Here is a 20,905-nt window from a genome sequence, read left to right as displayed (position 1 = left end):
TCCTCCCATATTTATAGTTTTTAACACTAGTATTCTAGGATTCTTGCGCATACTATCACGCAATGTGTAAGTAAAAATAAATTAATCCTGCTTATGATCAGTAGTTAGATTCTGGAACATGGAATGGATAGCAAATGAAACTTCGAGCATATTTCATTTCTCGCTAGTTAAATCCTTCAAATAAATTCCGTAGGTCTTCCAAATATCAAAGTCTAGTTTTTTGTAGAAATCTACTAGTATCGTCCAATCAATAATAATAGTTTCAATTTTTCTTTCCTGTAATATCGCCATCGCTGCCTGTACAATTCCTAATCCATATCCTTGCTTTTGTTCACTCGAATCTACTCCAAGTGGTCCAATTCCTCCAACCTTAGTTGTAAAGGAAGGGCTCCAGTAAACATTCTGAGCAATAGTTGGAGATGCATCGTCATTGATTCGACAAAAACCAATGATACGTCCATTCTTTTTGAGAACTACAAATTCTCTGCCACTTCCCTTAGATTCAAAATATTTTATCGCCTCATATTCCCATCTACCAGGAAAAGACTTGTTTAAAAATGTTAGAAACTCTTCCTTTTCCTCCGCTTGTAGAATTGAATAGGAAACTGTATTGTCTTCTGGCATGGAATAATTCTTACTAAGGTGATTAATCAGGTCATATGTGTCGATTCTTTTCAAATAGCCCTTCTTTTCCGCCCATTGTTGCGTCTCTTCATATTGAAGAGGGACTCCAGAGAAATAATGAAAAGGATCTCCGCCCAGTTGAATTTCTTCTATGCCATTATCTCTTAGTGTTTCTTCCGCCTTACCAAGTAGCTTTGTTCCTACTCCTTTATTTCGATAATTTTTATCAACCAAGAGGACCTGAATCCATCCCCTTTTTGAATCCATTTTTATATCTACTTGCTCTTGCCACTTTTTGGCTATAATAAATCCTATTAAGTTGTTTTGTTCATCTACCCCCATGGCGCAACCATCTTCTAGAACATTCTTGTCTTCCAAACTATTTTGGTTAAAAAGCTTCTGACGCATTGGATATTCTTCTCCCAACTCTTTGTTCCAGAGCTCTACCATTTCCTCTAGCCTACTAGCTTTCCAAGGTATTACTTTCATTTCACGTCACCCTTTCTCCTACTGTCCGAATGTCTCTTGCATACGTTTAATAGGGTCATCTTCCATGTTGCTACTCCACTCAACAACCTGGTTTACTTTCTTCAACTCTTGTTTTAGTTCCTGATAATCTATATCTTGGACGGATGTATTATGTTTGATAGCTAAATTTGCTGCAACACTTGCGGATTGTCCAAGGATCATGAAAACGGGCTCCATGCGGATTGATCCATATGCGATATGTGAGCTTGATAGACAAACTGGAACGAGCAGATTAACACACTCTTCTGACTTAGGGCGTATTGATCGATAGGAAATCTCAAAAGGAGAAATTGGGACCTGCACATCCCCCTCATTGACACACCTACCATCAATCACTACACGTCTACAGTTATGTGAATCCATATGGAAGGATGCTAATCCAACAGGGTCTTTAACAAGGGATTGTCCAAGACAGTTATGGTCTGTCATAACATAATCTGAGATCATTCTCCTTGCTTCTCTTATATATAGCTGATGTGGCCAATGTCCCGTTTCCGTAAATTCATCCTTTGGCAGCCCCCAAGATGCTACCTCCTCACGAATTGAATGTGGGACTCTTTCATCATTAGATAGAAAATAGAGCATTCCAAGATCATAATTTACGTGATCCTGAAAAATTTCCTCCCGTTTTTCGTAGCTACCCTCCGGCCATTCATAATTGTTTCCTATATTGTCAGTCGAGATTGCCCCATGGTTATTCAAATCTGACTTATCATTTGGAAGTGGAGTATGAAGTTTCATAGCGTCCCATACGCCAGACTTAATATAACGTAATAATAGCTCATAACGTTGAGGCTCATATTTAGGGGGTTTTGGAAAAGGAATGCGATTTTTAGGGTTATTCGTTAAACAAATTCGAAAGTTGTAAGCTTGAATCCGATGATCCCCCTGTCCCTGGTATCCTAGAGACTCTTTACTGTCTTCGCTTATACCTGGTAATATTCCACTTTCCTTCTGACCCTCTATCACATATGGATCAATCCACTTCTCAAATTTATGGTGTGGTGCTCCAAACTGTACGCCATTGTAGATTTCTTTATAGGTGGCATTAGATTCTCTCCCTACAAAAAAGGACACACCAGATTGAGCTAGTAAATCGCCTTCATAGCTACAATCCATAAAGATTTTTCCTTTAAAACGATTATTACTCTCCATTACTATGTCAATTATTTTTTCATCCTCTTTAATGACTTTTTGTAAATGCTCATTAAGAAACACGGGAATATCGTACTTATCCATCCATGAGGCAAATATAGATTGAGCAGCCTTAGGTTCGAATCTCCATTGCTTTTCTTTGTTATAGTATCTAGCTATCTCATCATAAAACTCTTTAGCGATCCCACCTATTGCACTCTCTGCGCCAAGATCTGTAGCACCTAACCCACTAGCAGTCATCCCACCGATATTTCGACTGAATTCTACCACTGCAACAGTCAATCCATTTCGTCGTGCCTGGACAGCGGCAGTTAAACCTGCTGGAGTTCCACCGTATACAATTAAATCCTTTTCTATTATTTTAAAGTCTAATTTCGGCAATGTTGGCTTGTAATAGTATAGTGATTTAAAATCCATTATCTTACCTCCATCTTTTATTTATCGAGCCATTCCTGTAGAGTTTTCTCTGCAATAGTTTTTACATAATAGAAATAGAATTTGGACATTTCCTCAGAATTATATGATTGGTTATTATCCTTTGAATAAATAGGTAGTAGCGTCTCTACCTCAGTAAAATCCCACTCGTCAAAAAACTGACCTATCTTTTGTAAATAGTTTAAAATCTCCTGAACCTCTACGATATTTGTAACCTTCTCGGGGTCTACTACTCTAGCCGGGAATAACGGAATGTTCCATTGAGTGTAAGGTGCAATGATTTCTTCTAACAATAGAAACGTCCGCTTGAACTTCTTCGGATCCTGATAGCTTTGGAAATATAAGTCTAACGCTCGTTCTAATTCCTCGCCCCAAGCAAGCTTCGTATATATATAATTATTGAAATGTTGGACCCACTTCCATGGATATCTTTTGTCCATTTCCGAGGAATGTTCTTTCAAATGTGGTGGTACAATCAGATTTAACATTCCTGTTATGTTTTGCTGCTGATAATCCTTTAGGTCTTCATCAATTCTTCTTGCTAGGGGTGGGAATAACTCGCTTAGCATGAAATGGTCACTATAATATTCTAAAACGGTTAGATTTCTACCGTTCTGTATGACTTGTGCGTTCCAATCCTTTAATGCATGGGTAGCTCTTTGCTGATTAATCTCTTGGGATTTTATACTATCGGCGTAGTTTCTACCCCAGTACGCAAATAGAATATCAACATCAGACGAGACATTAGTGTCATTTCCACGTTCTAGCATATTCCACGAAAGTCCAGCATTATAGACTATATGCTCTACCTCTACTGACTGGCCACTACTCTTTAATAATTTATTTAAATTTTCAGTAAACAAAATATAACTGGACATGAAGTCTCTACCGTTTTTCTCACCAATACCAACATCCTCTGGCCACAAGGATATTCTTGAGATGACTTCATTCTCTTTACAAATGTCTGCTATTTTTTGAATGACCTGCTCCTGTATTGCCTTGTCTTTTGTAATAAATTGAAGATTTTCTTGTTTATCACTCTTAATTTCTATCTCGTTTAATAAAAATTGCAGGGAATGACCACCTAACGTCACCTTCACACCTCTTTTTTGTAACGTAGGTGCGACATAAGCTTTTACTTTTTCCCATAAAAAGAAAGTAAAAAAATATTCATTATGACCATTTTTTACTCCCCAATCAATTAATGAGTTAATAAACATTGGATCATCAATCGTTTCAATAATATTTCCCCTTCTTTGAAAGGACGGTTCAAATATAGAAAGTACCACTTCCTCTTTCAACGATGCATGGACTAATTCTTCTTGATTCAAATGAATCCATCTGTATCCCATGTATATTTCACAGTACTTGTAAATTCCATACAAGACAGAGCGTGGTTCCTCCCCAATAATCCATGTATTTGAGCCTTGTTTTACTATGGCAAAGCCATCTAGTTTTAAATTTATAGCTACTTTGTCCACATTTAGTAAAGCTTCATATTGTTTTCTAGTGACTAACAGAATTCGTTTTTCATCTTGGGCGCTCTCTTTCAATTTTTCATTATATTGAAGGGTACTTTCTATACCTGCCTTCCTTAACAATCTCCTTATCTCTCCTACTGCAAATAGAATTGTTTCTTGTTCGTCAAAATAAGTAATCAAACACATCTCTTCACCACCCTTTATAGTTAATATATTTCTTCTTAGTTACAGTAAAAGGCACATGATTTTCTCTTAGTTGATGAAAACATGCGCCTTTGAAACTCTATAATTTTATTGGTTGTTTTAATTTGCTGGATTCATATGCGGCCAAGGCAACCTCTAGTGATTTTAAACCATCAAACCCAGTAATTGACGGTTCTCTTTTTTCTTTAACACATTGAACGAAGTCCTGTATTAATCCAAAGTCCATGTCATTTCCATAAAAAACATGCTCAAGAGACTTTTCTCCACTAATAAACATACGGAAATGCTCTTTAAAGGCATCTACCTTAACAATTTGTTTGGTACCAATAACTTCTATTGTTGCATCACCCCAAGCAGGATACTCCGAGAATCTTGACCAACTTGGATCATGAGAGGCTATTACTCCGTTTGCAAACTCTAACGTCAGTAAACCAGCATCATCTATTTCAATATGATGAAAATAAGAGTCAACTATAGAAGACACTTCCGTAATTTCCTCTTTCAAATACCAACGCATAATATCCACCATATGTACAGTATGATCAAGCACTGCTCCCCCTCCAGCCTTTTCTTCCTCTATAAACCAGCCACCAGGGTTTTGTCCTCTGTTAGTCGTACGAAAAGAAATAATATCTCCCAACTCTCCCTTTTCAATCATCCCTTTTAAATGCTGAATCGGAGAACTAAATCTAACTGGGTACGCTATTTGCAGAATGACGGCTTGTTCTTGGCAAACTTGTATCATTTCCTTTGCATCTTCTATGTTAATGGCGATAGGCTTTTCACATAAAATATGCTTTTTTGCTTTTGCGGCACTTATCACCATCTCTTTATGGCGAAAATTTTCACTACAAATGATAACTGCATCCATCTCTATGGAAAGAAATAATTCCTGATCCATATAATATTCTGTATTAAACAAAGCAGCTGCCTTTTGCCCTCTCTCCACCAAATCATCAAAAACAGCAACAATCTGCACATCTTTAATTTTTGTTAGTGCATCAGCATAACTATTTGCATGCATATGAGCAAAACTCATCATACCTACCTTCATATAAGTGCACCCCCAGCTACGAAATTCTTATAATATCGTACTTTGTCAATAAGCACAGCATCTATCTTTTTAGCAGAGGAGACTAAATCGTTAGCAGAGTATTGTAGCGGGAGTAATTGCCCCCTTAACTCATCACTATCGAATTCAACTATCTGTTTGATGCCACTCCATTCCAATTCAATACGATTAACATTAGCAAACGTAAATTCCACATGGGCCATGACTCCACTTTCAAAACGTATCATCAGAATAATATGACTTATTACAGTCTCAAGCTTACTCTTTTTTATGTATTTCTCTTTAGGTTCACCAAATAATAAGGACAGGACGTAAAGGTCATCTGCTATAAGCTGGGGATTATTCCCTTTGGATATTCTTCGAAAACGAAACACACCGTTTGATGTAATACCTTTTTCTATAACTTCTTTTATCTTTTGATAAAATGGATGACACTCTAAGTCAAAATATACTTTAGCATTACTATCCTCATTCACATGCTTAAGTAAGTCTGACGGAATATAAAACTCATGTCCTCTTTTTTCTAGGGCTGTTAAATTTGACTCTGTCGCATCCATCACAAAAGAACTTTTTGTACTATTAATCATCACTAGTTGTTCAACAGAATGAAGTTTATCTGCTTGCGCTAATTCTATATTGTTAAAGCTACTCAAAATAACACTCATAATGTTTCACTCCTTCATTTCAACAGCTTTCTCAGACGGCGTACAGCTTCCTCGTTAGCCATTTTTGCATCCTCAAAACCTTCATACTCGATGGAGAGCCAATCCTGGTAACCATATTTTTTTAACCCCTCTACTATATAGGCAAGATCGACTTTCCCATCTCCTGGGATAACTCCAATTAACTCTTTTCCTTCTGTAGAACGGAATCCTTTTACGCTTTCATGAGTGTGCTTCTCTCTAAAATCCTTAAAATGAACATGAGCAATTTCTTGCTTAAGTCGATCAAATGCTTTCGTAGGCTCTTCATGGACTAATAAGAAGTTACCTGTATCAAAGGTTGACTTCACATACGGACTGTTGACTGCTCTAAGAATTTCATGAATCTGTAGACTTTTTCCTGCTAGTAATCCATGGTTCTCAACAGCTAAGACTATCTTTTCTTGTTCTGCTATCTTTGCACTTTCTTTTAAACCTTCAATTATCCAATCAAAACATTCTTCATAGATAAGACCCTCTCTAATATCCCCACAGAAAACACGAACAGTATTAGCATTCAATTCTTTAGCCACACGAATGCCCTCAATTACCTTCTCGACCTCAGCTTTTCGCTCAATCTTTTTTTGATGAACGAAATTATTTGTAATATCATAAGCTGAAACTTCTAGATTGTTTCGTTGTAAATTCTCGACAATTCCTTTAATTTCTTCATCTTTATTTGCTGGGTTTTGCCAGTAAATATCTAACAGCTCTACCCCGTCCAAGGAAATCGTTTTTGCATACTCAATAAATTCTGTTACTCTCCAACTCTCTCGCCGAAGAGTAGAAGCTAAACTATACATACTTATACTGATTTTCATCATCTGACCCCCTATCTATCACTCCAACCAATTCTTTCTTACAAACTCTAGTTTCTTTTCTTCATGAAAGGGATTTACCTCATGTGCGTATTGAGGATAGATTTCAATTTCCTTATTTGATGTTCGTAAATGATTATAGGCTGCAAAGACAGTAGAGGGAGGGGTAACAGGATCCTCCAGTCCAATAGATATTAAGGTCGGGCAAATAATAGAATCACAAAAGTGGACACAATCTATATAGCCTAGTGTTTGCATTACTGATTCATAGGTTTCATATTGCGGATCTGTATACTTAAAATAATTCACAAACTCCAGATAAGGACCTGCTTGAGAAATCTCTATTGCTCGCTCAAAGTTTGCTAGGAATGGATAATCTGCAACAACTAGCTCTACCCCTTGATCCAATCCTGCAAGACCTAGAGCTAATCCTCCTCCTTGGGAACTTCCAAGAAGTCCAATCCTCGTTGGCTCAATTGGAGTTTCAGACGACCTTATCCAATTGAGCTGAAATAAAAGATCCTTATACACGTTCGTATAATAATAATTTTCAGGCTCATGAATACCATTCAACATCCAGCCCAGTGTCCTACCCCCATTGTTATATTTAGCATAGTCCGGGGAACTACCTTGTGCGCGGACATCAAATGCATAAACTGCAATGCCCATAGAAACCCACTTTACGTAATCCAAAGGTAATCCACGGCTACCTGTGTAACCATGAATACTCAGCATTACAGGACACTGATCTACTCCCTTTGGTTTTATGGCCCACCCTTTTAACGGTGTACCATCCCAGCTTACAAACAACAAATCCGCGACCTCCATTGTAGGAATCACATACTCCTTCCAATCGATTGAGACCTTCGGCTGTAAGCTATTTATTTGTTGCTGTTGTTCGACCCAAAATTCACCAAAATCTGACGGCTTGTGAATAAGCTTTGGTTGATATACTTTAAGTTGGTTTAATGGGAAATCTGCGATTTGTCTACCCATATTTATCAAGCCCTTTCTCTAATTGAACCAAATGCTCACAAATAAACTTCTTTACCAGTTTGAGCCGACTCATAGATAGCATTTAACATTTTCATTACTTCTACCCCGTCTTCAACAGGAGCAACAGGAGATTTGCCTTCCAAGCAACATTCTACAAAATGATTAATTTCATTTGTAAAGGATCCAGCGAAGTCAAAGCTTTTATTGTCAACCTGAGGAAGTATATTCAAAATCGTATCGTTCTGCTCTGTTACAATAACCAGCTCTGGTTCTATTTCAGCTCCACCTTTGTTTCCATACAATTTCACGCTCAGTTGATCCTCCTTTGCCTGAAGCGTAAAACTCACATCTACAGCTAAGGAAGCACCGTTTTCAAAACGAATCAATGCATTTGCTAAATCTTCTACATTATTTAAAGAGGAATCATAATCAGCAGCCTTGTAAAAGGAAAGATTCTTAATATTACTGCGGTTACCTAATTTCGAGTAGGTATTGCCGCTAACTGAAATCGGACGTGGTTTCCCCATCATATACCAGCATATATCAATCATATGAACACCCAAATCCATGAGAGCTCCTCCCCCAGATTTAGACTTATCACTAAACCAGCCACCTGGATTGCCTAACCTTCTTAAACAAGAAGCCTTTGCATAATAAATTTCTCCTAAATAATCTTGATCTATAAATTCTTTTAAGAGATTCGTGTTATCACCATGTCTTCTAACAAACCCGACTAGTAAAACCTTTCCAGATTTTTCTGCTGCTGCTTCCACTGCTAAAGCCTCTTCTACCGTCATACATAATGGTTTCTCAACTAACACATGTTTTCCAGCTTCCATTGCTGCAATAGCTATTTCAGCATGAGTATTATTCCATGTACAAATACTTACAGCATCCACATCTTTGTTGGCTAATAACTCTTTATAGTTAGAATACAAATGAGTGACCCCATATTGGTGTCCACACTCCGTAAGCCTTTGTTCATTTTGATCACATAATGCTATTAGTTCTACCTGTTTATGTAGGATATAAGGGGTAATATGAAATTGCGAAATTGACCCTCCACCAATTACACCAACCTTTAACATTAAAACTCTCCTCTCAGTTTATAAAAATCTACTTATCGAAAACTAATAAGCTTCGTCAACGTTTTCGATTTCTTATTAATCAAATCTTTATATGCAGCTGGCGCCTGATCTATGTTCACTTCTTCTGTTATAAATGAATCAATCTTAATACGCTTTTCTTTTACTAGTCTTAAATATTCCGCTACATTTCTTCCCTCTGTCCACCTTACATATCCATAAGGATAGTCCACCGCCTGCTTCTCATAGACAGGATCATATCTCCCTGGCCCCCCTGCCCTGGAAATAAGAATTTGAGCCTCTTTTCCAAACATTAATTCCCTAGGGAAATTCGGCTCGACATCACCTACAATAACTATTTTTCCTTGACCACGTATCCACTCTAAGCTTTGTCCTGTAAGTGTAGTTCTCTTGCCGCCTGTACAAAGCAGTACAGCATCTGCTCCTCTGTTGGCAGTGTGCTTTTTAATCTCTTCTTCCATCTCGTCTAGCTTAGAAAAGGAAGTAATTCCTGACTCTTCTGTTAACATAGCTCCTCGCTCTGCTTGTGTATCGAAAGCAATAACATCGTAAGCTGCAGCATGAGCAATCTTTGCAATCATTTGCCCTAACAATCCAAGACCAACAATCACTACTATTTCTCCAAAGGCTAATTTAGCTACTCGAAGTGCATGAATAGCGATTGCTCCAATTCCAGCTAGAGATGCTTCTTTTGGATCCATCCCCTGTGGCACTTTCGCACATAAGGTCATTGGCACACATAGATACTCGGAATGTCCTACGTAAGGTGCTCCATAGCAAGCGACTATATCTCCTTTTTGAAAGCCGGTTATACCATCACCGCATTCCTCCACAATACCAACTGCGCTATAGCCTAAGGAAATCTCTCTTTCATTGCTTGCTGTTATTAAGCTTAGCTCCGTTCCTGGAGAAATCGCACTGTACAACGTTTTAATCAAAAGAAAGGAAGGCATAATATCCATTTTGGGTCTGTCCTCTATAAAAACCTTTTGATCTTTAGCAATAACTGACTTCACTTCACTCACTCCTTACTTCAAAACCTATTCAGTTAGGCTTCATTATTTCAAACCTGACATTTGTATTCCTTCTGTGAAATATCGTTGAAAAAACAGGAAAATAAGAAAGGTTGGTATAAAGGAAACTGCTGAACCAGCCATTTCTATTCCAAAGTTACCTTCCTTCCCTAGCATGGACGCCAATCCTAGTGTTACTGGGAACATTTTTTCCTGCGTTAAATAAATTAGTGGTTGAAATAAATCGTTCCAGTTTGATATAAAGGCAAATGTTCCTACAGTAGCCACTACTGGAATAGAAAGTGGCAAAATAACTTTAAAGAATATTTGTAAATCATTTGCTCCGTCTATATAGGCAGCCTCTTCTAAATCATTTGGTATTCCCTGTAAAAACTGTCTTACTAGGAATACTCCCATGATTCCCCAAAGCTCAGGAACAATGAGTGCCCAATAGGTGTTGATCCATCCAAAATCGGAGAACATAATATATTTTGGAATGATTAGCAATTGCTGAGGAATCATAATAACCCCCATAAATACCCAAAATATAAATTCTCTCCCGAAGAATTTTTTCTTCGCAAAAATATATCCTAAAATTGCACAGAAAATCATCTGACTAGCTACCGGGATAACTGTGATAACTATGGAGTTGAAAATCCATCTGACAAATAGACCGTCCCTCATAATATATAAATAGTTTTTTAGAGTTGGTTCATCCGGTATCCAAAAAAGTGGATCTAGCTGGGCATACTCTACATTTTTAAAGGAGCCTAAAATCATAATGATAAAGGGCATGAGAAAACAAAACCCTAACAATAACAAAGCAATGTAGGAAATAACCTTTTTCATAGTTTTTCATCCCCCTTCTAATAGAGATTAGATTCTTTCCCTAAGAACCTTCTTTGTAAAAGAGAGATCATTAGGATGATGAAGAATAACACATAGGAAAGTACTGCTGCATAGCTTAAATTTAAGCTAGTAAATCCTTGATTGTATAAGTAATAAACAATCGTCGTCGTTGCATAATTTGGACCGCCACCTGTTAATAGGTAGGCAGAGTCAAAGATTTGGAAAGAGCCAATGGTTGTGGTAATGGCAACATAAAAGTGTATAGGCTTCAATAAAGGAAAAGTTACCTTCCAAAAGATTTTAGTAGTGGATGCCCCATCCATTTTGGCAGCTTCATATAAACCCTTATCTATTGATTGAAGTCCTGCAAAATAATAAATCATTGTGCTGCCTGCTACTTTAAAAATGCTTAGTGCCGCTAACACTGGTAAAGCCTGGCTAGAATCAGATAAAAATAATTGAGGCTCAATGCCTATTAAGCCTATTAGATAGTTAATCATCCCTTCTTCTGTTCCTCTAAATAACCAACCCCATATACCGGCAATAATTACAAAAGAGGTAACAACCGGCAAGAAAAATATCCCTTTAAAGAATCCAGCCATCTTTACTCCTGAATTAATAATTAAAGCAAGTATCAGTCCTACAGCCATTGTTGGTACTATATAATATACGGAGAATTTTACTGTGTTCCATATGGCTTTCCATGCGAGCTTATCGCTTAAAAAATATTCCCAATGTTTAAGACCTACAAATTCTGGATCTCCAATTACCTTCCAATCCATAAAAGTCAAATAGAAGCTCAAAAGGAATGGATACACTTGGAAAATAGCAAAATGTATTAATATGGGGATAAGAAAAATATAGACGATCGCATTACGATCCCACTGTCTTTTTAATCTTGCCCGAAGAGTCATCCCGCTTTTCTTGGACACTAAAGGCTTACCTAATGTATTTACCAGTGTAAACACCCTTTCTTATGTAAATTAATCAATAGAGAGCTTGATCTGTTTTAGATCAAACTCTCTATTAGATTTATTTTACTTTTCCTTTAATCGCTTCAGCTGCTGCATCCGCTGCCTCTTTTGGAGTTTTCTTGCCTTCCATCATTGTTTGAAGCTCCGCTTGGATTAACGGCATGATGTTACGTCCTTCTGGATGTATAACCCCCGGCATTGCAAACTCAGTATAAGTTGCTAGCTGAGCTAGATACTTCTGCTCTCCAAAGATATCCTTTGCAGATTCACGTGTTGGAATGTACTGAGTAACCTGATTAAATTTACGTTGGTTTTCTGCACTCGTCATAACTTTTACAAATTCAGCTGCTGCATCTGGATTTTCTGAGTTAATAGGTACTACGAACATACCAGTAGTTCCATAAGTAACTTGTTTTTTGTTCTTTAATGGAGGTGCAATAACAAATTCAAATGTATCTTTACTTAACATACGGCTAATTGATGCCCCAGATCCTTGAACAGAAAGCATTTTACTGCTATCCCATAAAGCGTCGTGCTCTAATGCAGTAATAGAATCCTTTGGAATCCACTCATTTTTATACATTTTGTTGATAAATTCGAAGGCTTCTACTCCAGCATCGCTGTTAATCTTTACTTCATTGTCAGCTGTAAGCACTTCTCCACCTGCTTGCCATAGATATGGATACAACGTTCCATTCATCGAACCACCGCCTTGGAAGCTAGATGCATAATATCCTTTTTCTTTTGCTTTTTCAGCCCATTTTTCAAATTCTGCCCAAGTTGCTGGAAGCTTTGATGGGTCTTCTCCAATTTCTTTAATGATGTCCACGTTATATAGGAATGTATATGCTTCCTGAAGAATTGGTAATCCATATACCTTATCCTTCCAAGTAGTTGAAACTAATGCACTCTCCACAAAATCTTCCATGTCATTATCTTTTAAATATGGATTAAGATCCAATAACATCCCCGCTTCGGCATATTGCGGCATTTGGTCAGGAATAGCATAGAATACATCTGGCCCATTATTAGCTGCTAAAGCAGTCAGCACTTTTTGGTCACGATTCGCCCAAGGTATTTGTTCAAAGTTCACTTTCACTCCAGTAGTTTCTTCATAAGAACTAATTATTTCCTTCCACATCTTACCTTCTACTTCCTGGTCACCTGTAAAAGGGTGTGCCCAAACTGTTATTTCCCCTGAGAAACCATCTTCTTTATTTCCTGCTTCTCCGGAAGTTTCTATCTTTTCACCCGCATCCGAAGCATCTTCCTCACTACAAGCTACCATTAGAGCACTAAATATTAATAACAATAAAAAGAACCACAGCTTTTTCATTTCATTTACCCCTTCCCATTTATAACGATTTTCTCTTAGAGCGGACAACTAGCTATTTTTAAAAGACTACCTCCCTTCAAATAAGCTAATCCTTTTAATAAGAAAAGTAGCCAGTGCCTATGTCTCTAGCAAATGGAGCTAATCACTTAACTAGAAAAATACTCAATAAAAAGTTCTACTTCTTATTCCGTAAAATAGTAAGCGCTGTCATAGCAAAATTATTAATTTTTTTAAATATTTACTTTTTACTTACCTTTGAATATACTGAAATTACTAAATTATCAATTAACTTTTAATTAATCTTATATGATTAGTAATAAAGAGACAATGTCTATAAATAGTCTTTAATTGATAAAATGTTTTATTTAGTAAAATTAAATCAATTTCATAATTCCTATTTTTTTAAAAAACACGAACAATCGAACTATGATATAAGCCTTTTGCGATGGCTTATCTGTTTCACTCATTCCCGCAGGAGTCGCCGCACCTGTCGCTACAATCAATATATTAGGAATCTTCGTGTTTAATTGGTAAAGAACTATTTACGAAATTAACTCAATTTAATATTAAACTTTTAAATTTGAGAATTGAAAGGCGTGATATATTCTGAATTGGGATAGCTTTAATAACATCGCCTATAGGATGCTTTCACTGATCTATTTAAATTTTTTATGGATTTTTTTTAGCATTGTAGGGTTAGGGGCTTTTGGTTTATTTCCTTCTACTATCGCTTTGTTTAGTACTATTAGAAAACTGCTAAACAAAGAGAACTATGAATCGATTAAAATTTTCCCTACGTATTGGAGATTTTTTAAAAAGGATTTTTGGAAGGCAAATGGCTACGCCTTAATTTTTGTTCTCGTGGGTTATTTTCTAGTTTTTGACTTTCAATTTATTCTGTTAAATGATGGCCAATTTACTTTTTTAATACCAATTCTATTTTTTATTCTTCTCTCTAGTATTCTTATTTTATCGTTTTTCTTTCCTGTTTATGTTCATTTTGACTTAAAGTACTTTGAGTACATAAAGCAATCCTTACTCATAGCTATTACCTCTCCATTAGAGCTTTTAGGCATTTTAGCAAGCACAGTTGCTATGTATTTTTTTCTTACATTTTTGCCTGGGGCAATCCCGCTTTTCTCTGGAAGCCTACTTGCCTACGTCATAACCTTGTTGAGCTTTAGAGCCTTCAGAAGAATCGAGAAAAGACAAGAAAAGAACAGAAACGCAGATTCTATCTCTTTGAATGATAGTACTAAGTTTGAGGAAGTCCCTTCTCTAACTAAAGAGAGCTCAATCTATTAATAAGATTAAGCTCTCTTTTTCTTTATTTTAATTTTTCTTCAATTGCCTTGGCTGCTGCATCTGCAGCTTCTTTAGGAGTTTTCTTGCCTTCTAACATTGTTTGTAGTTCCGCTTGTATTAAAGGCATAATGTTTCGCCCTTCCGGATGAATGACCCCTGACTGTGTAAATTGAGTGTAAGTGGCCAATTGTGCTAAATATTTTTGATCATCGTAAATATCCTTTGCCGATTCTCTAGTAGGAATGAATTGGGTTTCTCTATTAAACTTCCTTTGATTTTCTGCATTGGTGATTACCTTTATAAACTCTGCAGCAGCATCTTTATTATCTGAATTAACTGGCACAACAAACATCCCAGTAGTACCATAAGTAGCCTGTTTTTTATTTTTTAATGGCGGTGCTATCACAAAGTCAAACGTCTCTTTTTCTAGCATTCTACTAACTGATTTCCCTGCCCCTTGAATAGACAGCAGCTTACCGCTATCCCATAATGCATCATGATCTAAAGCAGTAATAGAGTCCTTTGGAATGTAGCCGTTGTTATATATTTTATTGATAAATTCAAATGCCTCTACTCCGTTTTCGTTATTAATCAACACTTTGTTATCTTCTGTTAGAATTTCACCGCCTGCTTGCCATAGATAAGGGTAAAGTGTCCCATTCATTGAACCTCCGCCTTGAAAGCTAGAGGCATAATAACCTTTTTCTTTAGCTTTAGCAGCCCATTTTTCAAACTCTTCCCAAGTAGTAGGAAGCTTTGAAGGGTCTTCTCCAATCGCTTTCACTACATCCACATTGTACATAAAGGTCTCGACAGATTGAAGAATTGGTACACCGTACATTTTCCCCTTCCATTTAGTAGGGATTAAAGAGCTTTCTACAAAATCGTCCATATCATTGTCTTCCAAATAAGGGCTTAGATCTACGAGCATCCCTGCTTCAGCATATTGAGGCATCTGATCGGGAATGGCGTAAAACACATCGGGTCCATTATTGGCAGCAAGAGCAGTCAAAATTTTTTGATCGCGATTAGCCCAAGGGATTTGTTCAAAATTAACTTTCACACCGGAAGTCTCCTCATATGAAGCAATTAACTCTTTCCACATTTCTCCTTCTTTTTCTTGATTGTCAGTGTATGGATGAGCCCAAACGGTTATTTCCCCTTTGTCATTAGAACCAGACGTTTCAGACTCATCATTACAAGCAACTAGTAATAAACTACAGAATAGAAACAAAGAAAATAACTTTTTCATTTCACTTTCCCTCCTAACTATTTGTATTCAGATTACATTTCTTTATTTTCATAAAAACCAACCTTCTCAAATTCCTCCTTTCATTTTCATCCGACTGTTCTCAAGGATAGTAAGCAATAATACAAATTACACCAAGGTATATATTAACAAAAATTACAGATTCTAAATCAAATAGTGACCTAATAGTATATGATTGACTAGAAAGAAACAATGTCTAGAAATGGTCTGTAATTCCCCATATTAAATAAAACGACATTATTGTGAATGAATTAAGAGCGTGGAAAAATAACCCAAGAGTTTCACATCGAGGGTATCAATGGCCTTTTCCGAGTCTAACAATCGCTCTTAAACAAATCGTTTATCATCTGTCTCTGCATGGAGGGAGAAGTGTAACCATCCACGTAGAAAGCGTAGCGCCTGAAACGAAAAAAGACTATAGACAGTTTCAAATTTCTTTGAATTTGTCTATAGTTTGCAACATCATTAATAATGATACTTCTTTATAATCCTATAAAATATCCAACCAAATTTTAATGGCAGTTCCTAAAATGAGTAATGCAAGTATGAACTGTAAAACTTTCGTATTCATACTCTTGCCTGCTTTGGCTCCAAGTGGTGCTGCTATTAAACTAGCTACAATCATAATAACTGCAGGATAATATTCAACCTGTCCCGTTGATACTTTACCTATTGTCGCACCAATAGAAGATATAAAAGTAATTGCTAAGCTTGTAGCAATTGTCATTCGTGTTGGTATTTTTAATACTACTAGCATAATTGGCACTAACAGAAATCCACCTGCTGCCCCTACAATTCCCGATCCAATTCCTACTATAAAAGCTAAAATAGCTGCTAAAAACTTGTTAAAGGTGACTTCATTTAAAGGCTTATCATCCACCTGTTTTTTTGGTACAAACATCATGACTGCCGCTATTAACGCTAAAATGCCATACACAATGTTAACTGTCTCCTCGGTTAATCCCTTTGAACCGAAGCTACCTACAAAACTACCTATTAAAATAGATCCACCCATATAAATAATAAGTGACTTATTTAAATATCCACCTTTACGGTAAGCCCATACACCCGCTATAGAGGCAAAGAGCACCTGTACTGCGCTAATCCCTGATACCTCATGTGATGTAAATGCTGTAAATCCGAACATGACTGGTATATATAATAGCATCGGGTATTTAATGATTGATCCCCCAATGCCTAGCATACCAGACACATATGAACCGACAAATCCTATAAGAAAAATTGTAATGATCCAAGGTATATCCATATTTATTCCTCCTTTTAAGAAAAGACAGACAAACTTTGAAAACAGCTTTTGTTTCCTTATTTATGAAAAAAGGGGACCACTCTAGGGTCCCCCTATCCACTTATGCTTTTTGAATCCAAAACTTTAGAACTCCAGCTTCCTCTAATTGCTCTAAAATAGTGTGACCTCCAGATGAAGCCCAGGCAGGAATATCTGCCAAAGCTCCTTTATCGGTTACATGTACTTCTAATATTTCACCGGACTCAATTGTATCCATTGCCTTTTTAGTACGAACGATCGGCATTGGACAAGCTAAACCTTTTGCATCTAATACTTTTGTTGAATTCATTTTTCATTTCTCCTTTTAGTAAATAGTTTTTTTTTAGACTAATTAGCGTACAGCACAACGGTTTGGACCTATTTCCATTTCTGTTTGTTCTTCTGAGGTCGGCGTTATTTTCCCCATATTGACTTGACGGATTTCTTGATAGGCATTAGGTTGTGGAGGAAGATTATCAGTAACAATGCTACGGAATTTATTTTCATCCTCAATATTTAAACCATGGTTTTCTAAAAACAAATCTCCTAATCTTTTCGCAACAGTTCCATCTACATTTAATTCATCAATTATCATGAAGTGAGCAGGTAGAACGATTAAATCATCAGAAAGCTCGCGATAGCGTGTATACAATGTTTCTCTTAAATCTCCAACCCAGTCTTCTGCCAGACCAGCTAAATCTGGGCGTCCTATGGAATCAATAAATAAGATATCACCTGTTAATAAAAACTTGTTATCTACAATAAAAGAAGTAGATCCTATTGTATGCCCTGGTGAATAAATTGCTTGGATAGCAATAGTTGTATGACCAATTTCCACTTTTTCACCATCTACTAACGGTGTGTAGTCAAATACGACTTCTACTGCGTCCTTTGGTGGCAAGTAATAAGTAGCACCTGTCTGCGCAGCAATTTGACGGCCACCAGAAATATGGTCTGCATGTAAATGCGTATCAAAAATATGTGTAATCTTTGCTTTTTTACTTGCTGCGAAATTGATAAATACATCAGCCATGCGAGTAGCATCTATAATTGCCGCTTCCCCATTAGAGATAACCATATAAGATAAGCAGCCTTTTCCTAAACGAACAAATTGGTAAAGTTCGCCTCCATCCTGTAGGTCACTCACTTTAATTGGCTCGAGGTATTCACTCCATGCCTTCATCCCACCTTGTAGATAAGCAGCGTCACGTCCTGCATCTGAAAGCATTTCTGCTACCATAATGGACGACCCTTCCTTCGCACAAACGACTAAAATCTCTTTGTCATCAGGTATCTGAGGTAGAATTTCTTCTACACCATCCAGTAATTCAAAATAAGGTATATTTAAGTATTTAAATTTATGTCCTTCTATTTTCCAATCAGCAAATGCATCCGTGTTACGTACATCTAAAATGAATAGATTTTCATTATTAATTACTTTTTTTGCAATTATATCTGCTGTCCATTTAGTTACTGTCATGTCCAAATTACCCCCATAGGTATTATTTTCGTTAAAAATTTTTAAGCATTTTGTACGGTTAGAAAGTCAATGTCGGAGACGCGTCTTTTGCAAATTCTAGAAACGTCACTGCTCCTCCCACTTCGATACCATTAACAAAATCCTCCTTTGTTAATCCCATTACATCCATAGTCATTTGACAAGCAATAAATTTAACCCCTAATTCCTGCGACATTTCCACCAGTTGAGGAATATTAGGTATATTCGCGTTTTTAAACCCTTCCGCTAGGCTCTCTCTGCCTTCAGGCATTGGTAATCCCTGCATTCCTTGTTTATGGATTAAATTCAACCCTTCGAACGTAAAAAATATTGCTACCTCTTTTTCTGTTGCTGCTGCAGCTGTTGCTATATTGAACACTTTATATGCATCAAAAAGTCCACCATTACTTGCTATGATTGCTACTTTGTTTGTCATCATTTTTCCTCCTAAATTGTTTTTTTAACGCTTCCGCTCCACTCTGTCATACCTGGTATGACATTCCAAACTTTTGCAAATCCATTTTGCACTAGTGTTTGTGCTGCAAGATCGCTTCGCTTGCCTGTTCTACATATCACATAAACCGGCAAGTCTTTATCAAGTTCATCCATTCTTTCTTCTAACTCGCCCATTGGAATAGACTTAGCTCCATCTATGTGTCCAAAAGCAAACTCAGCAGTCTCGCGAACATCTAAAATTGTTCCTCCATCTGCCACTTTTGCTATTAGTTCATCCAAGGCAATGATTTCTTGATGCTGATTTTCTTCCATAGCCTCATTTGAACATTTACGAATGTAATGCTTTAGTACATCCCCATCTTCAATTGTTCCAATGTATTGATGCCCCACTGTTTTAGACCACGCGGCAAGATCTGCCTTAGAGCCCTTGTCCGTAGCTGAAACTTCTAAAATTTGACCATCTTCTAAACCAGCCATGACCTTTTTTGTCTTTACTATAGGCATTGGACAAGCCAAACCTTTTGCATCTAATTGAACATCTGCTTTTAAACTCATTTATACTCTCCTCCATACCTAATAGGGTATTATATTTTAGAAAAAATTTTTTTAGTTTATTTCACCTTCCCAAGCTAACATTCCACCAGTCATATTTGTAACATCATAGCCTTGGCTATCTAAAAACTGTGTGGCACGTCCACTTCTACCTCCAGATCGGCATACAATAACGTAGGAATCTTTTTTCGAGAGCTCATTCATACGAAATTCTAACAGACCTAGTGGGATGTGAATAATCCCTGGTATTGCTCCTTGCTCCACTTCATCTACTTCTCGCACGTCAATTAAATTTACTTTCTCACCCTTTACTAGTTTTTGTTCTAATTCTTTTGCTGTTATCTCTTTCATTTAAACTTCCTCCTCTTATCTCCATGCACTCATGCCACCACGGACATTTGTGACACGATCATAGCCTATTTTTTTTAATTGTTTACACGCATTACTACTACGCATACCACTTTGACAAATCACTACAATCTCTTTATCCTTCGGTAGCTCATCCAATTTAGATCCCAATGGGATATTTTTAAACTGTCGAATGTTTCTCCCTTTATATTCAGCCGGAGTCCTTACATCTATGAAGAATTTATCTTTGTCATTTAATATATTTTTCAGCTCTGTAGTAGTAATATTTTTAATACCTTTTGCAGGCAACATCTTCCATGCAAAAAATACTACTACCAATGCAACAAATATCCATTCCATTTGTCTCTCTCCTATATAAATAGATTTACAGTGCCATCTTCAGCGTCAGCCAAGTACGCTGCTACTCCCGCATACTGAACACCATCGAGTAATTCTTCTTGTTGTAATCCCAGCAAATCCATCGTCATAGTACAAGAAACTAATTTTATATCTTGCTCCTGTGCCATCTCTATTAACTGAGTTAAAGAAAGTGCATTATGCTTTTTCATGACATGCTTAATCATTTTAGGTCCCATACCAGCCATCTGCATTTTAGATAGTCCAAGCTGCTCTGCTCCCCTCGGCATCATTTTGCCAAACATTTTTTCTAAAAATCCTTTTTTAACCTCAATATGCTGTTGTTTACGTAGCGCATTTATTCCCCAAAATGTGTGAAATATTGTAACCTCATGATCGTAAGCTGCTGCACCGTTTGCAATAATGTATGCTGCCATCGCCTTATCATAATCACCACTGAATAAAACTATCGTAGTTCTTTTCTTTTCCATCTCAATCTCCTTCATACCTGACGGGGTATTATTTTATTTAAATAAAAAAGC

The 20,905-nt window shown here is 36.9% G+C and carries 22 protein-coding genes; 1 reads left to right on the top strand and 21 read right to left on the bottom strand.

Going from position 1 to position 20,905, the window contains the following annotated elements; all coding sequences use genetic code 11:
* Positions 1-153: 153 nt before the first annotated feature.
* The 12 genes from MKY94_RS01855 to MKY94_RS01800 all read right to left on the bottom strand — a co-directional run bounded on the left by MKY94_RS01855 (position 154) and on the right by MKY94_RS01800 (position 13,292).
* Positions 154-1,113, bottom strand: a complete 960-nt coding sequence (locus MKY94_RS01855; RefSeq protein ID WP_144538483.1) for a GNAT family N-acetyltransferase — start codon at positions 1,111-1,113, stop codon at positions 154-156.
* Positions 1,114-1,131: 18 nt separating this feature from the next.
* A complete protein-coding gene (locus MKY94_RS01850; RefSeq protein WP_144538482.1) occupies positions 1,132-2,724 on the bottom strand; it encodes an FAD-dependent oxidoreductase in 1,593 nt (530 codons plus the stop codon).
* Positions 2,725-2,741: 17 nt separating this feature from the next.
* Positions 2,742-4,409, bottom strand: coding sequence for an alpha-glucuronidase family glycosyl hydrolase (locus MKY94_RS01845; protein ID WP_144538481.1), 1,668 nt, complete (start codon positions 4,407-4,409; stop codon positions 2,742-2,744).
* 97 nt (positions 4,410-4,506) lie between these two features.
* Positions 4,507-5,481, bottom strand: a complete 975-nt coding sequence (locus tag MKY94_RS01840; RefSeq protein WP_144538480.1) for a Gfo/Idh/MocA family oxidoreductase — start codon at positions 5,479-5,481, stop codon at positions 4,507-4,509.
* A complete protein-coding gene (locus MKY94_RS01835; RefSeq protein ID WP_342577907.1) occupies positions 5,478-6,164 on the bottom strand; it encodes a hypothetical protein in 687 nt (228 codons plus the stop codon). Before MKY94_RS01835 ends, MKY94_RS01840 begins: the two co-directional genes overlap by 4 nt.
* A gap of 14 nt (positions 6,165-6,178) precedes the next feature.
* Positions 6,179-7,024: a sugar phosphate isomerase/epimerase family protein gene (locus tag MKY94_RS01830; protein ID WP_342577906.1), complete on the bottom strand. Its 846-nt coding sequence runs from the start codon at positions 7,022-7,024 to the stop codon at positions 6,179-6,181.
* A gap of 15 nt (positions 7,025-7,039) precedes the next feature.
* Positions 7,040-8,014 carry an acetylxylan esterase gene (locus MKY94_RS01825; RefSeq protein ID WP_144538477.1) on the bottom strand — a complete coding sequence of 325 codons (975 nt, stop codon included), beginning with the start codon at positions 8,012-8,014 and terminating at the stop codon, positions 7,040-7,042.
* A gap of 35 nt (positions 8,015-8,049) precedes the next feature.
* Positions 8,050-9,102 carry a Gfo/Idh/MocA family oxidoreductase gene (locus tag MKY94_RS01820; RefSeq protein ID WP_144538476.1) on the bottom strand — a complete coding sequence of 351 codons (1,053 nt, stop codon included), beginning with the start codon at positions 9,100-9,102 and terminating at the stop codon, positions 8,050-8,052.
* Positions 9,103-9,134: 32 nt separating this feature from the next.
* Positions 9,135-10,136 carry a zinc-binding alcohol dehydrogenase gene (locus MKY94_RS01815; protein WP_144538475.1) on the bottom strand — a complete coding sequence of 334 codons (1,002 nt, stop codon included), beginning with the start codon at positions 10,134-10,136 and terminating at the stop codon, positions 9,135-9,137.
* Positions 10,137-10,178: 42 nt separating this feature from the next.
* Positions 10,179-10,982 (bottom strand): carbohydrate ABC transporter permease, encoded by an 804-nt coding sequence (locus MKY94_RS01810; RefSeq protein WP_144538474.1) that lies wholly within the window; start codon positions 10,980-10,982, stop codon positions 10,179-10,181.
* 17 nt (positions 10,983-10,999) lie between these two features.
* Positions 11,000-11,896 carry a sugar ABC transporter permease gene (locus tag MKY94_RS01805; RefSeq protein WP_342578643.1) on the bottom strand — a complete coding sequence of 299 codons (897 nt, stop codon included), beginning with the start codon at positions 11,894-11,896 and terminating at the stop codon, positions 11,000-11,002.
* Between the two features lie 118 nt (positions 11,897-12,014).
* Positions 12,015-13,292, bottom strand: coding sequence for a sugar ABC transporter substrate-binding protein (locus MKY94_RS01800; RefSeq protein ID WP_342577905.1), 1,278 nt, complete (start codon positions 13,290-13,292; stop codon positions 12,015-12,017).
* 642 nt (positions 13,293-13,934) lie between these two features.
* On the opposite strand from MKY94_RS01800, the gene MKY94_RS01795 reads away from it, so the two are divergent.
* The gene (locus tag MKY94_RS01795; RefSeq protein WP_144538472.1) at positions 13,935-14,597 is read left to right on the top strand and encodes a DUF624 domain-containing protein; all 663 of its coding nucleotides are present in this window, start codon (positions 13,935-13,937) and stop codon (positions 14,595-14,597) included.
* Positions 14,598-14,619: 22 nt separating this feature from the next.
* Here the strand turns inward: MKY94_RS01795 and MKY94_RS01790 are convergent, their stop codons facing one another.
* The 9 genes from MKY94_RS01790 to MKY94_RS01750 all read right to left on the bottom strand — a co-directional run bounded on the left by MKY94_RS01790 (position 14,620) and on the right by MKY94_RS01750 (position 20,860).
* Positions 14,620-15,849, bottom strand: a complete 1,230-nt coding sequence (locus tag MKY94_RS01790) for a sugar ABC transporter substrate-binding protein (RefSeq protein ID WP_342577904.1) — start codon at positions 15,847-15,849, stop codon at positions 14,620-14,622.
* Between the two features lie 508 nt (positions 15,850-16,357).
* Positions 16,358-17,134: a sulfite exporter TauE/SafE family protein gene (locus tag MKY94_RS01785; RefSeq protein WP_342577903.1), complete on the bottom strand. Its 777-nt coding sequence runs from the start codon at positions 17,132-17,134 to the stop codon at positions 16,358-16,360.
* A gap of 100 nt (positions 17,135-17,234) precedes the next feature.
* Complete coding sequence (locus tag MKY94_RS01780) at positions 17,235-17,462, bottom strand: sulfurtransferase TusA family protein (RefSeq protein WP_144538469.1); 228 nt, start codon at positions 17,460-17,462, stop codon at positions 17,235-17,237.
* A gap of 42 nt (positions 17,463-17,504) precedes the next feature.
* A complete protein-coding gene (locus tag MKY94_RS01775; protein WP_144538468.1) occupies positions 17,505-18,632 on the bottom strand; it encodes an MBL fold metallo-hydrolase in 1,128 nt (375 codons plus the stop codon).
* 58 nt (positions 18,633-18,690) lie between these two features.
* Positions 18,691-19,086, bottom strand: a complete 396-nt coding sequence (locus tag MKY94_RS01770; RefSeq protein ID WP_342577902.1) for a DsrE/DsrF/DrsH-like family protein — start codon at positions 19,084-19,086, stop codon at positions 18,691-18,693.
* Positions 19,087-19,097: 11 nt separating this feature from the next.
* The gene (locus MKY94_RS01765) at positions 19,098-19,661 is read right to left on the bottom strand and encodes a sulfurtransferase TusA family protein (protein ID WP_144538466.1); all 564 of its coding nucleotides are present in this window, start codon (positions 19,659-19,661) and stop codon (positions 19,098-19,100) included.
* A gap of 51 nt (positions 19,662-19,712) precedes the next feature.
* Positions 19,713-20,009, bottom strand: a complete 297-nt coding sequence (locus MKY94_RS01760) for a rhodanese-like domain-containing protein (RefSeq protein WP_144538465.1) — start codon at positions 20,007-20,009, stop codon at positions 19,713-19,715.
* 15 nt (positions 20,010-20,024) lie between these two features.
* Positions 20,025-20,366: a rhodanese-like domain-containing protein gene (locus tag MKY94_RS01755; protein ID WP_144538464.1), complete on the bottom strand. Its 342-nt coding sequence runs from the start codon at positions 20,364-20,366 to the stop codon at positions 20,025-20,027.
* 11 nt (positions 20,367-20,377) lie between these two features.
* Complete coding sequence (locus MKY94_RS01750; protein ID WP_186318167.1) at positions 20,378-20,860, bottom strand: DsrE/DsrF/DrsH-like family protein; 483 nt, start codon at positions 20,858-20,860, stop codon at positions 20,378-20,380.
* Positions 20,861-20,905 lie beyond the last annotated feature (45 nt).

It is taken from the genome of Psychrobacillus sp. FSL K6-2843 (genome assembly GCF_038626375.1).
GTDB lineage: Bacteria > Bacillota > Bacilli > Bacillales_A > Planococcaceae > Psychrobacillus > Psychrobacillus faecigallinarum.
This window is presented reverse-complemented; position numbering and strand designations above follow the sequence as displayed.

Coding starts and splice junctions, on each gene's coding strand:
- MKY94_RS01855 (WP_144538483.1), bottom strand. CDS start 1,113: ATGAAAGTAATACCTTGGAAAGCTAGTAGGCTAGAGGAAATGGTAGAG.
- MKY94_RS01850 (WP_144538482.1), bottom strand. CDS start 2,724: ATGGATTTTAAATCACTATACTATTACAAGCCAACATTGCCGAAATTA.
- MKY94_RS01845 (WP_144538481.1), bottom strand. CDS start 4,409: ATGTGTTTGATTACTTATTTTGACGAACAAGAAACAATTCTATTTGCA.
- MKY94_RS01840 (WP_144538480.1), bottom strand. CDS start 5,481: ATGAAGGTAGGTATGATGAGTTTTGCTCATATGCATGCAAATAGTTAT.
- MKY94_RS01835 (WP_342577907.1), bottom strand. CDS start 6,164: ATGAGTGTTATTTTGAGTAGCTTTAACAATATAGAATTAGCGCAAGCA.
- MKY94_RS01830 (WP_342577906.1), bottom strand. CDS start 7,024: ATGATGAAAATCAGTATAAGTATGTATAGTTTAGCTTCTACTCTTCGG.
- MKY94_RS01825 (WP_144538477.1), bottom strand. CDS start 8,014: ATGGGTAGACAAATCGCAGATTTCCCATTAAACCAACTTAAAGTATAT.
- MKY94_RS01820 (WP_144538476.1), bottom strand. CDS start 9,102: ATGTTAAAGGTTGGTGTAATTGGTGGAGGGTCAATTTCGCAATTTCAT.
- MKY94_RS01810 (WP_144538474.1), bottom strand. CDS start 10,982: ATGAAAAAGGTTATTTCCTACATTGCTTTGTTATTGTTAGGGTTTTGT.
- MKY94_RS01805 (WP_342578643.1), bottom strand. CDS start 11,896: ATGACTCTTCGGGCAAGATTAAAAAGACAGTGGGATCGTAATGCGATC.
- MKY94_RS01800 (WP_342577905.1), bottom strand. CDS start 13,292: ATGAAAAAGCTGTGGTTCTTTTTATTGTTATTAATATTTAGTGCTCTA.
- MKY94_RS01795 (WP_144538472.1), top strand. CDS start 13,935: ATGCTTTCACTGATCTATTTAAATTTTTTATGGATTTTTTTTAGCATT.
- MKY94_RS01790 (WP_342577904.1), bottom strand. CDS start 15,849: ATGAAAAAGTTATTTTCTTTGTTTCTATTCTGTAGTTTATTACTAGTT.
- MKY94_RS01785 (WP_342577903.1), bottom strand. CDS start 17,134: ATGGATATACCTTGGATCATTACAATTTTTCTTATAGGATTTGTCGGT.
- MKY94_RS01780 (WP_144538469.1), bottom strand. CDS start 17,462: ATGAATTCAACAAAAGTATTAGATGCAAAAGGTTTAGCTTGTCCAATG.
- MKY94_RS01775 (WP_144538468.1), bottom strand. CDS start 18,632: ATGACAGTAACTAAATGGACAGCAGATATAATTGCAAAAAAAGTAATT.
- MKY94_RS01770 (WP_342577902.1), bottom strand. CDS start 19,086: ATGACAAACAAAGTAGCAATCATAGCAAGTAATGGTGGACTTTTTGAT.
- MKY94_RS01765 (WP_144538466.1), bottom strand. CDS start 19,661: ATGAGTTTAAAAGCAGATGTTCAATTAGATGCAAAAGGTTTGGCTTGT.
- MKY94_RS01760 (WP_144538465.1), bottom strand. CDS start 20,009: ATGAAAGAGATAACAGCAAAAGAATTAGAACAAAAACTAGTAAAGGGT.
- MKY94_RS01755 (WP_144538464.1), bottom strand. CDS start 20,366: ATGGAATGGATATTTGTTGCATTGGTAGTAGTATTTTTTGCATGGAAG.